Genomic DNA, 18,085 nt, shown 5'->3' on the forward strand with positions numbered 1-18,085 from the left:
CAAATTACAAAAATATATCTTTGCGGACAGTAATATGGAAAAGAAAGTAAGAGTAAGATTTGCGCCAAGCCCTACAGGCGGTTTGCACCTTGGTGGTGTACGCACTGCATTGTTCAATTATTTGTTTGCTAAACAGCACAATGGCACGTTTGTGCTGCGGGTGGAAGATACCGACCAGACCCGTTTTGTGGAAGGCGCCGAAGAATACATTGTCTCTTGCCTGGAGTGGTGCGGGATCTCACCAGATGAAAGTCCGCAATTGGGAGGCGCTTTTGGGCCATACCGACAGAGTGAAAGAAAGGCTACTTACAAACAATATGCCGACCAGCTGATTGCCGATGGTTATGCCTATTATGCTTTTGATACCCCTGAAGAGTTGGATGCCAAGCGTAAGGAGGTTAATAATTTTACGTACGGAATTTCTACCAGGAGCCAGATGCGCAATTCACTAACGCTAAGTGAAGCGGAAGTTGCTCAACTTTTGGCGGCCAATGTACCGCATGTGGTGCGTATAAAAATGCCTGAGGATGAATTGGTTTCCTTTACCGATTTGATTAGGGGCCATGTTAGTTTTGATACCAACCTGGTAGATGATAAAGTGTTGTTAAAGGCAGATGGAATGCCTACTTATCATTTGGCGGTAGTAGCCGATGATAAAGCCATGGAAATTACCCATATTTTTAGGGGAGAAGAATGGTTACCTTCCGCACCAATTCACATCTTATTGTGGCGATATTTGGGATGGGAAGATACCATGCCTAATTGGGTACACTTGCCATTGATTTTGAAACCCGATGGTAATGGTAAATTGAGTAAACGTGATGGCGATAGATTAGGTTTTCCTGTTTATGCACAAAATTGGACAGACCCTAAAACTGGCGATTTAACGGCCGGATTTAAAGAACTTGGCTTTATGCCGGAAGCTTTTGTAAACCTGCTGGCGATGCTGGGCTGGAATGATGGTACCGATCAGGAACTTTTCTCCTTGGCAGAACTGATAGAGAAATTCTCCATTGAAAGAATCAGTAAGGCTGGTGCGAAGTTTGATTTTGAGAAGGCAAAATGGTATAACCATGAGTGGATTAAAAATGCCGATGCTAAAACTTTAGCCCCTGCTGTAAAAACCGCGCTTGAAACAGCGGGTATTGCGGTTGCCGATGAAGCTTATTTGTTGAAGGTGATTGACTTGATTAAAGACAGATGTAACCTGCTGACTGATTTTGTCCTGCAGTCGGGCTATTTCTTTGCTGTGCCTGAAAACTATGATAGTGCTGCGGTATTGTCTAAATGGAGTGCCGAAAAAGCGGCTTTTTTCGAAGCATTTGCCTCAACACTGAGTGAGGAGTTAACTGCGGCAGAACAAGAAGAGAAATTTAAAGCCCTAGCCACTACCCATAATTTTAAGCCGGGCGAATTGATGTTGCCTTTCAGGATAATGCTGGTTGGTGGTAAATTTGGTCCTGGTGTTTTTGACATCTCCGTTGTGCTGGGTGCGGAAATCGCTCAAGAGCGAATTCACACTGCGATAAAGATATTTAATCAATAGCTAAAAAATTGCAGTTTGGTATAACAATTGTCGTAGGTAATTGTTATACCAAATAAACAATTTTTATATGCAGTGGTTCGGTAAAGGAAGTGGCAATATAGACGATAGAAGGGGAATGAGTGGCGGTGCGATAGGCGGGGGCATCGGAGTTATCGTAGTTATTATTGGATTAATTTTTGGACAGGACCTCACTGGCCTCGTTAGTCAGCTCCCAGCTGGAGAAGGACAGGCTACAGAAGGAAAAACCGGCGACCCAACCGATGCGGAGGGTAAATTTGTGGACGGGGTTTTTGAGTCTACTAACCAGGTCTGGGAAATACAATTCAAAGAAATGGGTTCTACCTATCAGGAACCTGAGAAACTCACTTTATTTACAGATTACGTGCAATCGGCATGCGGGGGCGCGAGTTCTGCTGTTGGTCCGTTTTATTGTCCGGGCGACAGAAAGATATACATTGACCTTTCTTTTTATGAAGAACTTAAGAACCGATTTGGTGCTGCGGGTGACTTTGCACAAGCATATGTGATTGCCCATGAGGTTGGGCACCATGTACAGAACTTGCTGGGCATATCTGCAAAGCTGGATGCAGCCAGGGGAAAAGTAAGTGAAACCGAATACAATAAGCTTTCTGTAAAACTGGAACTACAGGCCGATTTCCTGGCTGGCATGTGGGCGCACCATGCACAAAACCTTAAAGATTTCAAACTTGAAGAAGGTGACATTGAGGAAGCGCTTAATGCTGCGAATGCCATTGGTGATGATAAGTTGCAAAAGCAGTCGCAGGGTGAGGTGGTGCCTGATGCATTTACCCACGGCACATCTGCACAGCGCATGTACTGGTTTAAAAAAGGATTTGAAACGGGAGATCTAAAGCAAGGCGACACATTTAACTCAAATGAACTTTAATAACGTTAGTTGCAATTTTTTGATATGATATGAAATTATACCCTAAATATTCTCGAGAGTTGTATAACTTTAAAGCTCCATTTATACCTCGAGAATGATATTAATAGTAGATGATACCCCCGAGAATCTCATTTCATTAAAAAAGGTTCTGGAAAGGCATAATTTTGAAGTTGATACCGCTTCCTCAGGTGAGGAGGCCCTCAAAAAGGTGCTTAAGAATGAATATGTGCTCATCATTCTCGATGTTCAAATGCCAGGTATGGACGGCTTTGAGGTTGCTGAAGCGATTTCTGGCTATAGTAAGGCCAAAGAAACAGCTATTATTTTCTTATCGGCAGTTAACACGGAAAATAAGTTTATCACTAAAGGATACTCTTCTGGAGGATTGGATTACATAACCAAGCCTGTAGACATGGATATTCTGCTCCTGAAAGTGAAAACCTTTTATAGGATCTATGAACAGAGCAGAAAACTAATAGAGATCCAGAAAGCCCTGATAGACGAAATTGAGTTTAGAAAGCAGGCAGAGCGTAAAAAGGATGAGTTTATTAGTATTGCCAGTCATGAATTGAAAACCCCTTTAACCAGTGTAAAAGGTTATATGCAATTGCTGGAGCGCAACCTGGACAGAGGTGATATAGAAACCGTAAAACGGCATTTGGGCAAGGCGCAAGTGCAAATGGAGAAGCTGAATGACCTGATTGCTGATTTGCTGGATATTTCCAAGATTGAAAGCGGTAAGCTGAAATTCAACAAGAAGTTTTTTGATTTGAATGCATTGCTGGATAGCGTTATTGAAATCATGCACCAATCTAACCCGGATTTTAAGCTCATCCGCAAAGGAAAGGCCTCAAAAGAAATTTACGCAGACGAAACACGGGTGGAGCAAGTGATTATCAATTTCTTAACGAATGCCATAAAATATTCTCCCGGAACTACAGAAGTAAAAATTAATGTGGAACCTATGGGCGACAAAGTTTATCTTGGCGTACGGGACTATGGTATCGGAATAGCTCCTGAACTGCAGAAACATGTTTTTGATAAATTTTACCGGGTTGAAGAAACGGCAATTCATTTCCAGGGATTAGGTATAGGATTGTATATTTCTTCTGAGATTATCAGGCGTCACAAGGGAGAGATCGGCGTTAAAAGCAAGGCAGGCGAAGGCTCCGAGTTTTATTTTATACTACCGGTAAATGAAGGACCAGAAAAAGATTAAGTATAGATTTTTATGAATTCATCTTTAAAAAATAACCTAAGAATTGGCTTAGGACTTTCACTATTAATATTATTTATTACCTCACTTGCTTCATATACAAGTATCAATAACCTGATCAAGAGCGCCGACCTGGTAGCCCATAGCAACAGGGTGATGTCCAGCCTTGATGGTGTGATCTCTACACTAAAAGATGCTGAAACCGGTCAGCGGGGATACTTGCTAACTGGAGATAAAGTTTTTCTGGAACCCTATAACGGCGCCAAGGAACATGCTGCAGACCTTTTAAGTTTGGTTGCTTTAGAAACGGTTGACAATCCTTTTCAACAAGAGAATGTGAAGCGTTTACAAGAGATCGTTGAGAACAGGCTGGGCATAATAGAAAAGACGATAAACATTAAGAGTCGTGGCGGGAGCGTGAGCGTAGATGAATTGCTGAGGGGCAAAGTGTTCATGGATGATGCTCGTAATGTGATCAAAAAAATGCAGGCAGAAGAAAAACGCCTGTTGAGCGCGAGAACCGAAGAGCTGAATAAAATATCGGGCTATACACCTGCACTTATCTTGATTGCTGCCGCGCTGGCGATCTTAATTACCTTTTTCTTCTACAGAAAAGTATCCGGCGATTTCACGATAAGAATGAAATTACAAAAGGAGCTGGAAGAAAAGAATGAGGAGATTGATAACAGGATAGAAGTGATACAAAATATTGCTGGCAAGATTTCTAACGGTGACTACCAGATACGGCTTGATGAGAAAGAGAAAGATGGTTTGGGTAGTTTGGCAATATCCTTAAATGCCATGGCTGAATCCCTTCAATATTCCTTTTCATTGCTGGCAGATAAAGAATGGCTACAAGCCGGAATTGCCAGTTTAAATGATAAAATGGTGGGGGAGAAGAATTTGGAGGTCCTTACCAATGATGTAGTCGAAAATATTGTGGGACACACAAAGAGTGCTGTGGCTGCTTTCTACCTGCTTGGAGAAGATCAGCGCCTACACCTGGAGGGAAGTTATTCCCTAACAGACGTTGAAAAGAGAAGAGTTTTAAAAATAGGAGAAGGTATACCCGGGCAGGTTGTTAAATCTGGTAAATCCATCATCATCGATGAAATCCCGGAGGGAGAGATGACCATCAGCTATGCTTCAGGCTCGACGCCTCCAACAAGCATTGCTGCAATTCCTGTCTTAAGAAATGGGATAATGGTAGGGGTAATTGAATTGGGTTCTTTAAAAGCTTATACGCCGTTGCAGCTTGACTTTTTAGACAATGTTTCTGAGAACATCGGTATCGCCATTCATGTCGCCCAAAATCGCAAGCGCATGCAAGAACTCCTGGAAGAAACCCAGGCACAAGCTGAGGAGTTACAAGCTCAACACAGTGAGTTGGAAGGCCTTAATGCAGAGCTTGAGGCCCAAACCCAGAAAATCCAGACATCTGAAGAGGAGCTTAGGGTACAGCAAGAAGAGTTGCTGCAAAGTAACCAGGAACTGGAAGAGCGTACCAGCCTGTTAGAAGAAAAGAACCAGCTGATACAGGAAAGAAATCTGGACATACAGCAGAAGGCAGAACAGCTGGAACTGAGCACCAAGTACAAGTCGGAATTCCTGGCCAACATGTCGCACGAACTCCGCACGCCACTAAATTCTATACTTTTACTGTCCAAACTCATGTCTGAAAACAAAGACCTGGACGAAGAATATATTGAATATGCAGAGGTAATTCAGAGCTCCGGACAAGGCTTACTGGGTCTGATTGATGAGATTCTTGATCTGTCGAAAATTGAGGCAGGAAAGATGAAGCTGGAGTTTGCAGAAATTAATGTGACCGAAGTGGCCACGGACATGCGCTCCTTATTTAACCCAATAGCCAGAAACAAAAATCTGGAATTGATCATTGACCTGGACGAGCAGGTGAGCAATATGGTTACCGACAAGATGAGGCTGGAGCAGATCTTGAAAAATCTACTCTCCAACGCCATCAAGTTCACTTCACATGGTAAAGTTGCACTGACCATTAGAAAAGAAGAAGCAGATCAATCTGTTGTATTCCAGGTATCTGATACAGGCATAGGTATTCCGGCAGATAAGCAGGGTTTGATCTTTGAAGCATTTCAACAGGCAGATGGCTCAACACGGCGTAGGTTTGGGGGAACGGGCTTAGGCCTTTCCATCAGCAGGGAACTGGCAAAGTTGCTTGGTGGAGAGATAGAACTGACCAGTAAAGAAAATGTAGGAAGTGAATTTACCTTCTCATTGCCTATAGACGGGTCTGTTGTTGAAGTTGAAGAACCTAATCAGCGCATCATAGCAGCGCCCGCTTACTACGAAAAGAAGGCAGAGGTGCCTGAACCGAGATTTACGGTAGAACACATTCCGCAGGAAGTAGAAGACGACAGGCCTAATATCGTGCCGGGTGATAAAGTGATCCTGATCATTGAAGATGATACCTCTTTTGCTAAAATACTGTTAAACTTTACACGCCAGCGAAACTACAAAGGTATCGTTGCAGTGAGGGGAGATCTGGGTATTGAAATGGCAAACTATTATAAGCCAGTTGCCATATTACTGGATATCCAATTGCCTGTTAAAGATGGCTGGCAGGTAATGGAAGAATTAAAATCAAACCCGGAGACCAAGCCTATTCCGGTACACATCATGTCTTCTCTGGAAGTTAAGAAAGAAAGTTTATTAAAAGGGGCGGTGGATTTTATCAACAAGCCCTTTGCGTTAGAGCAGATGCAGCAAATCTTTCAAAAACTGGAGCATGCGCTAAGCAGACATCCCAAAAAGGTTTTAATTGTAGAAGAAAATAAGCAGCATGCCGAAGCGCTGAGTTATTTCCTGAGTAACTATAACATTACTACTGAAGTTGCCGGGAATGTTAAAGAAGGCATAGGCGCCTTGCATAAAAAGGAAGTTGACTGCGTAATTTTGGATATGGGTATTCCGGATAAGAATGCTTATGAAACCCTGGAAACGATCAAGAAAAGCGAGGGGCTTGAAAACCTGCCAATTATCATTTTTACAGGAAAAAACCTTTCTAAGGGAGAGGAAAGTCGCATTAAGCAGTATGCAGATTCTATCGTGGTAAAAACGGCCCATTCTTACCAGAGAATCCTGGATGAAGCCGGACTTTTCCTTCACCTGGTAGAGGAGAAATCAATAGATAAAAACAGGAAGCCTGCTTCTGAGCGCTTGGGCGGATTGTATGAAGTGTTGAATAATAAAACCGTGTTGATAGCGGACGACGATGTGCGTAATATTTTCTCGCTTACGAAGGCGCTGGAACAGCATAAGATGAAGGTTTTAGCTGCTACAGATGGAAAGGAGGCACTTCAAATCTTAAAAGACAATCCGATGGTGGATATTGTGTTGATGGACATGATGATGCCGGAAATGGATGGATACGAGAGTACCAGAGAGATTAGGAAGATGCCTGCATACAAACAATTGCCTGTTTTAGCTGTTACTGCGAAAGCAATGATGGGAGACCGGGAAAAGTGTATAGCTGCGGGTGCTTCGGATTACATTTCCAAGCCGGTTGATATTGACCAGCTGATCTCATTACTTCGCGTTTGGCTTTACGATAAAGTGTAATATGGCTAACAAAGTATTAATAATAGACGACGATAACAGAAATATCTTTGCCTTAAGCGCGGTATTGAAAGCAAGGGGATATAAATGCCTGTCTGCTACTGGCGGTGAAGAGGGTATAGCGATACTTAAGCAGGACAATGAAATTGCAGTTGTACTGATGGACATGATGATGCCCGGTATGGATGGTTATCAGGCAATTGCCGAAATCAATGGAACTGAAGACCTAAAGAACATTCCTGTGATTGCAGTTACGGCACAAGCTATGGTTGGCGACAAGGAACGCTGCCTAAAGGCGGGTGCTGTGGGTTATGTTTCTAAACCGATTAATGTGGACGAATTAACAGGGTTGTTGACCAGATATATACTTTGATTTTGGAAGGGACACAGATAGACGATGAACAGGTAGAGCATTTGCTGTCCGATCTTTTGGAGAATTACGGTTATGATTTCACCGGTTACTCCAGAGCATCTTTAAAGCGGAGGATTAACCGGCTATATGGTTTAGACAAAGCCCTTAGCTTTGCAGAATTTAGGTACAAGATCAACAATGAAAACGCTTACTTTAAAAGGTTTGTAGAACAGATTACAGTAAATGTAACCGAGATGTTCAGAGATCCGGTGTTTTTTAAGACCCTCCGTGATGCGGTATTGCCAACATTGGGGACTTACCCATTTATCAGAATTTGGTTGGCTGGATGTTCAACAGGTGAGGAGGCCTATTCTATCTCCATTCTCTTGAAGGAACTTAACCTGTTGCACAAATCTTTAATATATGCTACAGATCTAAACCCTGCGGTACTTGAAAAGGCCGGGCAGGGTATGTTTGGCATGAGCCAGATGAAGCAATATTCAGAGAACTACATTGCTGCCGGCGGAACAAAAGATTTTTCCAGTTATTACACTGCAAATTATTCCCTGGCTAAATTTAATGAGGACCTAAAAAGTAAAATCATCTTTTCTACCCATAACCTGGTATCTGATCATTCTTTTAACGAGTTTCAACTGATCCTTTGCCGTAACGTACTGATTTATTTTGACCGGGATTTGCAGCATAAAGTGCTGAATCTTTTTGATGATAGTTTGGAAGAACTAGGTTATTTGGCTTTAGGTACAAAAGAAACGGTGGATTTTTCCAGTATCTCCAAGAACTATAAAAGAGTACCCGGCCAAAAAATCTGGAGGAAGAGCAAATGACCCGAAGATGTGATGCGGTGATCATTGGCGGCTCTGCCGGTAGTTTGGAAGTACTTTTAAAGGTACTGCCAGTTCTGGATGTGAACATCACTTTTCCGGTTATTATTGTGATCCACCGCAAGCATGGTACCGATTCGTTACTGCCCGACCTGCTGTCAAGCAGAACCAGGCTTAGGGTAAAAGAAGTTGATGAAAAGGAGCCTATTGCTGCCGGGACTATTTATATTGCACCCTCCGATTATCATTTACTTATAGAGCGTGACCGAACCTTCTCTCTCGATTACTCTGAGAAAATCAATTATTCCAGGCCTTCGATCGATGTTACTTTTCAAACAGCAGCTGAAGTATATGGAGAAAAGCTCACCTGTATATTATTGTCAGGCTCTAATTCTGACGGGGTAAATGGATTAAAAAGTGTAAAATCTTGGGGAGGAACGGTGGTTATTCAAAGCCTGGAATCCGCTCAGGTAGCTTATATGCCAGCCCAGGCTAAAATACATGTAGAAATAGATCAAGAATTGGGAATTGAAAACATCGGAGATTTCATAAATTCACTTAAATAATTTATAAGTTTGTTGACAAAAAAATTAATCATTATCCTAAATGAAGAATAAGAAAGTATTTGTATTTGATGATAACGCTGATATCCTGGAATTGTGCACAATTATATTAGAAGATGCAGGATATGAAATAAAAACATCGTCGACATCTAATAATATAATTGATCAGGTACTTGGTTATACTCCGGATATTATTTTTATGGACAACTGGCTGCCAGATGTAGGTGGTATTGAGGCAACAAGGGAACTGAAAAAGCATGATACTTTAAAAGTAATACCTGTTATCTACTTTTCTGCCAATAACGATGTTAAATCCCTTGCTCAGGAGGCTGGTGCAGATGGCTATTTATCTAAGCCTTTTGACATACAAGAGTTGGAAGACATCATCACCAAACACCTTTCTTAACCTTCCTTACTTAACACCTAAAACATCCACACCCTGTTCAAATACGACATCAACAGGTATGCCTTTTTTTGTGAGCTTATCCAGGTCTGATTGCAGTTCAGGAGCTATGATTGCCTTTTCCTTTTGCGCTTTTTCTACCGCAGCTTTATTACCATTTCCCTGCAGGGTGATGATCATGTTGCCCAGCTTGTTCATGGAGTCTTCAAATTTCAAATAATCAACCTTATAGGTTCCGTTAGAATTCCTGATGAACGCTCCGTTTTCTTTAAAGAAGTTGAAACACTGCATATTGGCCATCCCGTGCGCACTAGCTGCACCAAATCTTACTGAACGTAAAATACCCGCCATGTAGGTAGTGTAAAACTGCTTCAGGTCGCCCTCCAGTTCTCCTTTTTTAAGCAATCCAGTTACCATATATAAACCTAGCACATCTGCCTTGCCTTCTTCCAGCCAGGAGAATTGTTCTTGAAGTGCTTCTTTAACGAAGCCTTTCCCTGTTATGATTTTCTTGATACCTAATCCGTGCGCTACTTCGTGAAACATCACATTGGCAAAGAAAGCATCAAAGTTGATGTATTGTTGTTGCTCTGCATCAATCAATTCTTTGGCAATGGGAACAAGAATTTTGTCAAATTTAGCCTTCATTGCATTCTTTAATTGAGAACGCCTCGTTCCTTTTTTCTGCTGGATCAGCTCATCGTTGGGCAAGTTAACCGCAATGGTTTTGGAACCCGCATTACAATCCCCAGCATAATAGATCACATCATAGGCATTAAGCTCAGAATCGGTACCTGGCTTTTCCTTTTTATACTTTGCTTCAACTGGCAAACCACGTTGCAGTTCTGGTAACATGCTTACGTATTTTGCCAGCCTCTTACTCCAGACCTTGTCTTTCACCAGAACATAAGCTTCGTAAGAAGCCCGGGCATTCAAAAGCTTGTCCTCGTAGTTTTCAATCGGGCCCAGTATGATGTCGAGCGTATTCGTCTTCATGTCAAGCCAGGCGTAGTCACTTGCGGTATAGTTGTCGGATATCAAGGCATCAGCGCGTAGGTTTAGGTACTTTTTAAATCCGGCGTCTTCAGCCAGTAGGGCAGCCTGTTTCAATAATGCTGATGCTTTTTGTAGCTCTGTAGCATAAATAATGTGGTAAGGAACGGACATGTATTTGCCTGGCTGTTCTTCCCTGATCACAGAGTATAAACCATATTTATCTTTTACATCAGAATTCTTTAGGGCATCTTTGGTCATTCCCGCCGGGTAGAAATTAAGGGCGTCTGGCTTCGGACCAATCCCTGCTACAAATGGCTTGTCGCCATTTAACCTGTCCCACGGGCCATAATTTATCCATACAAAAGATTTGGTCTTTTCATCCTTGATTGTGTTCAATAAGCTGTCGCGCTGCGGATAGACTTGTTTCCAATAGATATCATCCATTATTTGAGCTGCCTGTATCAAAAGCGGCAATATTTCCCGCTCGCTGGAGCTCAATTCGTTCACATTGGTGCTCAGTTTTACCTTTTCATAAATATCCAGCCTTTCGTCTACATAACGTTCCAGACTGTCTTTGCCAGATGCAGGCTTACTATTTGTGGCAGACTTGGTTTTAGGTTGATTGCAGGAGGCGATACTTGCTACAGTAGCAAGGCCTGCCATAAATAAACGAGCGGAAGTAGAAAATGTCATAGTGATATTGTATCGATTATTTGCGCCTAAAAGTAGTAAAAAATAGTAATTTCACAGTTTTCAAACCTACCGTCATGAAAACTGGAAATTCACCCGCTATTGCTGTTTTGGTTCTTTTACTACATGTCTTGGCGTCTTGTTCTACGAACAAATATGCTGCCACTAATAAGATTTATAAAACACAGGCAAAAGGCTTTGCCAAAACCATTGGATCTACACCTCCATTAACTCAGGGGGTTGACTCTTTTGCTGTCGATTCTCAACTGTGGGTGGGCTCTATAAACTTCGGTATAAGGAAGCCGAATTTTGTGATCTTACATCATACCGCCCAGAAATCTACTGATCAGACCATTAAAACCTTTACAGTAAAGGGGCAAAGTGAAGTTAGTGCTCACTATGTAGTTGGAAGGGATGGCAAGGTTGTCCAGATGGTGAACGATTATTTACGTGCGCATCATGCGGGAATCGGAAAATGGGGTAATGATACAGATATCAATTCTTCCTCTATCGGGATTGAGATCGATAACGATGGTTTTGAACCTTACAGCGCTGCACAAATTCAAAGCGTGATCAAAGTTTTGGCCACATTGAAGAAGCGCTATAAAATCCCAACTGCCAACTTTATCGGTCACTCAGATATTGCGCCAAGCAGGAAGCCCGATCCACATGATTTTCCGTGGAAACTGCTTGCCAAAAAGGGATTTGGATTGTGGTATGATGATATCTTGAACATGCCACCAGCAGATTTTGATACAAAGCTGGCGCTAAGGATAATGGGTTACGACATCAGTAACTTATCTGCAGCGATCGTGGCTTTTAAACGTCATTTTGTGCAAACCGACATTACGCCGGTACTGACCCCTGCAGATAAGCTGATTTTATTTAATCTCTACAAAAAATATTTGTAGTAAATGGGCTATTTATTTGATTTTGCCCAGGCATCTTTTAAAGAAACTGTGCGGTTAAAAATTAAGTTTCCTGCAGAAGATTGTTTGTCTAACGTATAGTATCCCTTTCTGATAAACTGGTAACGTCCTTCATGATCAGCAGTTTCCAGGAAAGGCTCAATATAAGCCCTGCTAATCACTTCCATACTGTTTGGGTTTAGATAATCTTTGAAATCACCTTCTTCAGCATCAGGAGACTCGACTGTAAACAGGCGATCGTACATTCTGATTTCCGCTGTCTTAGCGTGCTTACTGCTCACCCAATGGATGGTTCCTTTTACGTTGATACCGCTCGTATCTTCACCGCTTTTTGATTCTGGAATATATGAACAGTTGATCTGCGTTACATTACCTTCACTATCTTTTTCAAAACCTTCGCATTTAACGATATAAGCATGTTTTAGTCTTACTACAGCTCCTGGTGCCAGGCGAAACCATTTCTTTGCAGGCTCTTCCATGAAGTCTTCCCGCTCAATCCACAGCTCATTACTGAAAGGAATCTCTCTGGAGCCACCTTTATCTTCAGCCTCTGGATTATTTTCACCAATGAGGATCTCTTCCTGACCTTCAGGGTAATTGTTGATCACTAGTTTAATGGGGTCCAATACCGCCATTACCCTGGTTGCCGTTTTGTTGAGGTGTTCTCTTACACAAAACTCCAGTAAGCTAAGCTCTATTACATTTTCACGTTTCGCTATTCCAATTCTTTCACAAAATTCTCTGATGCTTTCCGGCGTGTAACCTCTTCTGCGAAGTCCGCTAATCGTCGGCATCCGTGGATCGTCCCAGCCACTAACTACACCTTCGTTAACCAATTGCAGCAGTTTTCGCTTGCTCATTACCGTGTAAGAAAGATTCAGGCGCGCAAATTCATATTGCTTTGATGGGAAGATTCCCAGTTTCTCAATAAACCAGTCGTACAATTCCCGGTGCGATACATATTCAAGTGTACAAATGGAGTGCGTAATGGTCTCAATGCTGTCGCTTTGCCCATGAGCAAAGTCATACATCGGATAGATGCACCATTTGTCGCCTGTCCTATGGTGTGCAGCATGTTTAATGCGATAGATAATCGGATCCCGCATTAACATGTTGGTGCTTGCCATATCAATTTTTGCACGCAAGGTACAGGCCCCGTCTTCCAGAGATCCACCTTTCATTTCAGCAAACAAAGCGAGGTTTTCTTCAATACTTCTATTCCTGAACGCGCTGTCTTTGCCGGGTTCTGTGGGTGTTCCTTTCAATGCAGCAATATCTTCTGCTGAACTATGGTCTACATAAGCCAAGCCATCCGTAATCAGCTTAACGGCATATTCATATAGTGTATCGAAGTAATCTGAAGTATATAGTTCGTTCTTCCATTGAAAACCCAGCCATTTAATATCTTCCTGCTGACTATCCACATATTCTGTTTTTTCAGTGACAGGGTTGGTGTCATCAAATCTCAGGTTGGTATAACCGCCATATTTTTTGGTCAGGCCAAAGTTCAGGCAGATTGCTTTTGCATGCCCGATGTGCAAATAACCATTAGGTTCCGGGGGGAAACGTGTAATCAGGGTCTCGTATTTACCCGTATTCAGATCGTTCTCTATGATCTCCTCAATAAAGTTCAACGACTTTTCTTCACTCATAAATCAATAAAATAGGTTCCCAAAGTTAACATAAAACGGCTAATTTACTTACATTTACCATGTACTAAGTATAATTATGGGTAATACTTTAAACAGGCCAATTCGCGTTTTGGTCGCAAAAGTAGGATTAGATGGACACGACCGCGGGGCCAAAGTAATAGCTACCTCCTTAAGGGATGCCGGAATGGAAGTGATTTATACCGGATTGCGGCAAACGCCAGAAATGGTGGTGAATGCGGCATTACAGGAAGACGTGGATGCCATCGGGGTTTCCATACTTTCCGGCGCACATATGACGGTGTTTCCGAAAATTATTGAGGTAATGAAACAAAAAAAACTCAGCAATGTATTGCTTACTGGAGGCGGAATTATACCCGATGCAGATATCAAGAAGTTAAACGAGATAGGAGTTGGGCATTTATTTACCCCCGGAACAACAATGAATACCATTGTGGCCTATATCACTGCCTGGGTTACGGAAAACAGAAATTTTTAGATATGGAATATCAGCACATTCTATCAATCGTAAAGGATCAGGTCCTCTACATTACGATAAATCGTGAGCTTAAATTAAACGCGTTGAATAAAGCAACTTTGAGTGAGCTTGCCGCCGCCATTCGGTTTGCAGAGGAAAACGAAGAAGTAAGATGCGTATTGATTACAGGTTCCGGACACAAGGCTTTTGTGGCAGGTGCGGATATTTCAGAGTTTTCCAGCTTTAATCAACAACAAGGCGAAGCATTGGCCAGAGGTGGACAAGAAATGGTTTTTAACGCCATCGAGAACTGTAGTAAGCCGGTTATAGCAGCTGTAAATGGCTGGGCGCTGGGCGGTGGATTGGAACTTGCCATGGCCTGTCACATCAGGATCGCATCAGACAACGCCAGGCTTGGCTTACCCGAAGTTACGCTGGGTTTGATTCCTGGATATGGTGGCACACAGCGTCTTACGGCACTTATTGGAAAAGGCAGAGCAATTGAAATGATCGTAACTGCCGAAGCCATAACAGCAGCAAGAGCAGAACAAATAGGGTTGGTAAATTATGTAGTGCCACAGGAACAGCTTTTTTCAAAAGCAGAAGATCTGTTGAATAAAATAAAGCTAAGAGCCCCTCTAGCTTTAGCAGCGGCAATCAGATCTGTTAACGCGGCTGGAGAAACAGGGGTTAATGGGTATGATATCGAGATCAATGAATTTGGTAAGTGCTTTGGTACGGCCGACTTCAAAGAGGGGGTTGCAGCATTTCTGGAGAAAAGGCAACCTTCATTTCTTGGTAAATAGTGTAGAAAATATTACCCATAATAAAAATAACTTCATTATATTTATTTCCTAATTGAGCCTCAGCCTATTTGTTATATGAGAAAAATATTAATTGTTGACGATGAAGTAAACATCGGCCTACTGCTATCCAAATTTTTAACCAGAAATTCCTTTATTGTTTCTACCGCAACAAGTGGATTAAGTGCCTTGGAATATCTCGCTAAAGAGACATACGATTTGGTGCTTTGCGATTATCGACTGGAGGATACTGACGGGAAAGAGATGTTGATTAAAATTAAAGAACGTTCTCCCGGTACCGGCGTAATCATTATAACGGGATATTCGGACATTAAACTTGCTGTTGAGCTCATTAAGCTTGGCGCTTACGATTATATCACGAAGCCACTTTACCCGGATGAAATATTAAATACCATAAATAAAGCGATTGAGACTCAAATTGCCCTAAATACCAATTTAAACGATACCGTAAACGAAGCACCTAAACAAAAGGCAGCAAAACAGAGCTACGTACAGGCTGATAATTTTGTAGCCGGTCAGAGCCCAGCCTCTAAGGAACTTTTAAAACAAATTCAGCTTGTTGCTCCAACTTCATATAGTGTTATCTTAACTGGCGAAAGCGGTACCGGTAAAGAATCCGTGGCGAAGGCAATACACCTCAATAGTCCAAGAAAAGACAATCCATTTATTGCAATGGATTGCGGATCGCTCACTAAAGAACTTGCAGGAAGTGAATTTTTTGGGCATGAAAAGGGCTCTTTTACAGGTGCGCTGTATACCAAGATAGGACACTTTGAGATGGCCAATGGGGGTACCTTGTTTCTTGATGAAGTGGGTAACCTTTCATACGAAATACAAGCCGCGCTATTGAGGACTGTACAGGAGCGAAAAATAAAACGAATTGGAAGTACCAAGGAGATTGATTTGGATGTTCGCATTATTGTAGCAACAAATGAAAATCTGGGGCACGCCATCCAAAAAGGAAAATTTAGGGAAGACCTTTACCATCGGTTCAATGAATTTTCTATTGATTTGCCGCCACTCAGTTACAGGGGTAAGGATATTATGGTATTTGCCAATACTTTTTTAAATTTTGCCAACCAGGAACTGAGCAGGAGTGTCCAGGGCTTTTCGGACGAAGTTGTAGAGTGTTTTCTTACTTATAACTGGCCGGGAAATGTTAGAGAGCTAAAGAATGTGGTAAGAAGAGCAACACTGCTTACAGAAACTCAGGAAATACAACTCAAAGCACTTCCTCTGGAGATCTCTACTTATGCTAAAGCTTCGGCAATTGAAAACTCAATTGTACGGGCTGAGAAGCCAAGGGATTTAAAGAATGCGGCATTGGAAGCAGAGTATGATACGATCTTAAAAGTGCTGCGGGAGGTAAACTTTAATAAGACTAAAGCGGCTAAAATCCTTAATATTGATCGCAAAACGTTATATAATAAAATGAGAGCCATTAATCTGGATACCTAGTGTTAACTGCTGTTGTTATCTTCTTTATTTCATCAATTATATTGGGATATTGCCTTTTAAAGAAAACAACAGCAATTGATAAGCTAAAGTATGAGGTTAAGGAACTAACAATCATCAACAGAAAGATTTCTGAGAAACAGGAGCTCCTTAGTCGCGCAGAGCAAATTTCTCAATTAGGTACCTGGGAAATTATAGCAGGCACTAACCAGATCAGCTGGTCTGCAGAGCTTTATAAGATCTACGGATTTCAGGATAACAATTTTGTTCCCAACCTGGAAATAAATCAGCAAGTGATTGCTCCGGAATACCGGGAAAAGGTAAGTAAGGAAATCAATAAGGCAATTGAAAACAATACTTCCTTTGCCGTTGAATATCAGGTCTTGCTGCCTTCCGGGTTGAGAAAGTATGTGCTTGGACAAGGCTATTATATTGAACGAGAGGCTAAGCTAGTAGGCACAATTCAAGATATTACGGAGCTTAAGGAAGCAGTTCTGAAGTTAAAGATAAATGAATCTTTGCTCAGAGAAGCAGAAACAGTTTCTCATAGTGGTAGTTGGGAATGGCGTGAAGGCACAGAATTCATCTTATGGTCAGATGAAATGTACCGTATCCACGGATATCTTCCCCACTCCGTATTTATCAACTTTCAGTTTTATATTACCCTTGTCCATGAAGATGACCGTGAAATATTTTTATCTGCATGTAAAAATGCGGTGGATAGGAAGCAGTCTTTCAAAATAAACTATCGGATTATTGAGCCAAATGGAAAGGTGAAGCACATACTGTCTACAGCCGAATACAGGAGAATTAGTCTGAATGATCAATATGCTTACATTGGAAACACCCAGGATGTAACCGAACTTAGAGAAGCCCAGGTACAACTGGATGAAAAAATGATTGAACTGAGCAGGTCAAATAAAGATTTAGAGCAATTTGCTTATGTGGCTTCGCACGATTTACAGGAACCATTAAGAAAGATTCAGGCCTTCGGCAACCTCCTGAAAGAAAGTCTATCAGGGGTTATTGACAGTGGGGCAATGGATTATTTGAACCGGATACATGGTGCATCTGAGCGGATGCGAAAGTTAGTAGATGACTTGCTGACCTTCTCGAAGGTTGGTCGTGAACAGAAGGCATTTACCCAAGTTGAGTTAAAAGATGTGCTCAATCACAGCATACACGAATTGGATCACCTGATCGAATTAAAGAGCGCAGTTGTAAAAGTTGACGTTCAGCAGCTGATAGATGGTATGGAATCGCAATTGACCCAGTTATTTATAAATTTGCTCAGTAATTCACTAAAATTTAATAAACACGAGCAACCAATAATAGAGGTGCGGACTATGTTGACATACGGACATGAACTTGAATGGTCTGAGGCCCTGCCATCACAGCAATACTGCATCGTTGAAGTATCAGATAATGGAATAGGATTTGAAGACTCAGAAGCGATTAAGATTTTTGATGTGTTTCAGCGGCTTACGTCGAGAGTAGATTACGATGGTACTGGAATTGGGCTGGCGCTCTGCAAGCGGATTGCAGAAAATCATGCCGGGTTTATTGTAGCGAAAGGGGTGAAGGGGGAAGGCGCTACTTTTAAGGTTGTTTTGCCCATAAAAAAAAATAAAAATTGAA

General features: G+C 41.9%; 15 protein-coding genes. 13 read left to right on the forward strand and 2 right to left on the reverse strand.

All coding sequences use genetic code 11. The annotated features are described in order from the left end of the window. Positions 1 to 34: 34 nt before the first annotated feature. The 8 genes from gltX (at position 35) to ACXZ1K_RS03735 (ending at position 9,429) form a co-directional block, all read left to right on the forward strand. Complete coding sequence (gltX, locus tag ACXZ1K_RS03700) at positions 35 to 1,546, forward strand: glutamate--tRNA ligase (protein WP_458972034.1); 1,512 nt, start codon at positions 35 to 37, stop codon at positions 1,544 to 1,546. 67 nt (positions 1,547 to 1,613) lie between these two features. Further along, positions 1,614 to 2,453 carry a KPN_02809 family neutral zinc metallopeptidase gene (gene ypfJ / locus ACXZ1K_RS03705; RefSeq protein ID WP_458972035.1) on the forward strand — a complete coding sequence of 280 codons (840 nt, stop codon included), beginning with the start codon at positions 1,614 to 1,616 and terminating at the stop codon, positions 2,451 to 2,453. 94 nt (positions 2,454 to 2,547) lie between these two features. After that, positions 2,548 to 3,672 carry a hybrid sensor histidine kinase/response regulator gene (locus ACXZ1K_RS03710; protein ID WP_458972036.1) on the forward strand — a complete coding sequence of 375 codons (1,125 nt, stop codon included), beginning with the start codon at positions 2,548 to 2,550 and terminating at the stop codon, positions 3,670 to 3,672. Between the two features lie 12 nt (positions 3,673 to 3,684). Continuing rightward, entirely contained in the window at positions 3,685 to 7,269 is a 3,585-nt protein-coding gene (locus tag ACXZ1K_RS03715; RefSeq protein ID WP_458972037.1) for a response regulator, read from the forward strand. 1 nt (position 7,270) lies between these two features. Continuing rightward, on the forward strand, positions 7,271 to 7,639 hold the full coding sequence (locus tag ACXZ1K_RS03720) for a response regulator (protein WP_458972038.1): 369 nt from the start codon (positions 7,271 to 7,273) through the stop codon (positions 7,637 to 7,639). Continuing rightward, positions 7,639 to 8,463 (forward strand): CheR family methyltransferase, encoded by an 825-nt coding sequence (locus ACXZ1K_RS03725; RefSeq protein WP_458973229.1) that lies wholly within the window; start codon positions 7,639 to 7,641, stop codon positions 8,461 to 8,463. The genes ACXZ1K_RS03720 and ACXZ1K_RS03725 overlap by 1 nt, the downstream gene beginning before the upstream one ends. Next, complete coding sequence (locus ACXZ1K_RS03730; protein ID WP_458972039.1) at positions 8,460 to 9,026, forward strand: chemotaxis protein CheB; 567 nt, start codon at positions 8,460 to 8,462, stop codon at positions 9,024 to 9,026. Before ACXZ1K_RS03725 ends, ACXZ1K_RS03730 begins: the two co-directional genes overlap by 4 nt. A 40-nt stretch (positions 9,027 to 9,066) precedes the next feature. Then, on the forward strand, positions 9,067 to 9,429 hold the full coding sequence (locus ACXZ1K_RS03735; RefSeq protein WP_458972040.1) for a response regulator: 363 nt from the start codon (positions 9,067 to 9,069) through the stop codon (positions 9,427 to 9,429). A gap of 6 nt (positions 9,430 to 9,435) precedes the next feature. On the opposite strand, the gene ACXZ1K_RS03740 is transcribed toward ACXZ1K_RS03735, so the two are convergent. Further along, the gene (locus ACXZ1K_RS03740) at positions 9,436 to 11,115 is read right to left on the reverse strand and encodes a dipeptidyl-peptidase 3 family protein (RefSeq protein ID WP_458972041.1); all 1,680 of its coding nucleotides are present in this window, start codon (positions 11,113 to 11,115) and stop codon (positions 9,436 to 9,438) included. Between the two features lie 74 nt (positions 11,116 to 11,189). On the opposite strand from ACXZ1K_RS03740, the gene ACXZ1K_RS03745 reads away from it, so the two are divergent. Continuing rightward, positions 11,190 to 12,023, forward strand: a complete 834-nt coding sequence (locus ACXZ1K_RS03745) for an N-acetylmuramoyl-L-alanine amidase (RefSeq protein WP_458972042.1) — start codon at positions 11,190 to 11,192, stop codon at positions 12,021 to 12,023. An 8-nt stretch (positions 12,024 to 12,031) separates the two neighbouring features. Here the strand turns inward: ACXZ1K_RS03745 and ACXZ1K_RS03750 are convergent, their stop codons facing one another. Continuing rightward, entirely contained in the window at positions 12,032 to 13,693 is a 1,662-nt protein-coding gene (locus ACXZ1K_RS03750; protein ID WP_458972043.1) for a glutamine--tRNA ligase/YqeY domain fusion protein, read from the reverse strand. 76 nt (positions 13,694 to 13,769) lie between these two features. Here ACXZ1K_RS03750 and ACXZ1K_RS03755 point away from each other — a divergent pair, with 76 nt between their 5' ends. From ACXZ1K_RS03755 to ACXZ1K_RS03770, 4 genes are all read left to right on the forward strand, one after another. Next, complete coding sequence (locus tag ACXZ1K_RS03755) at positions 13,770 to 14,189, forward strand: cobalamin B12-binding domain-containing protein (protein WP_458972044.1); 420 nt, start codon at positions 13,770 to 13,772, stop codon at positions 14,187 to 14,189. 2 nt (positions 14,190 to 14,191) lie between these two features. Continuing rightward, positions 14,192 to 14,974: an enoyl-CoA hydratase/isomerase family protein gene (locus tag ACXZ1K_RS03760; RefSeq protein WP_458972045.1), complete on the forward strand. Its 783-nt coding sequence runs from the start codon at positions 14,192 to 14,194 to the stop codon at positions 14,972 to 14,974. 75 nt (positions 14,975 to 15,049) lie between these two features. Then, positions 15,050 to 16,450 (forward strand): sigma-54-dependent transcriptional regulator, encoded by a 1,401-nt coding sequence (locus ACXZ1K_RS03765; protein WP_458972046.1) that lies wholly within the window; start codon positions 15,050 to 15,052, stop codon positions 16,448 to 16,450. Continuing rightward, positions 16,450 to 18,084 (forward strand): sensor histidine kinase, encoded by a 1,635-nt coding sequence (locus tag ACXZ1K_RS03770; protein WP_458972047.1) that lies wholly within the window; start codon positions 16,450 to 16,452, stop codon positions 18,082 to 18,084. The genes ACXZ1K_RS03765 and ACXZ1K_RS03770 overlap by 1 nt, the downstream gene beginning before the upstream one ends. Position 18,085: the final 1 nt, after the last annotated feature.

The organism is Pedobacter jaeyakensis, assembly GCF_054461315.1.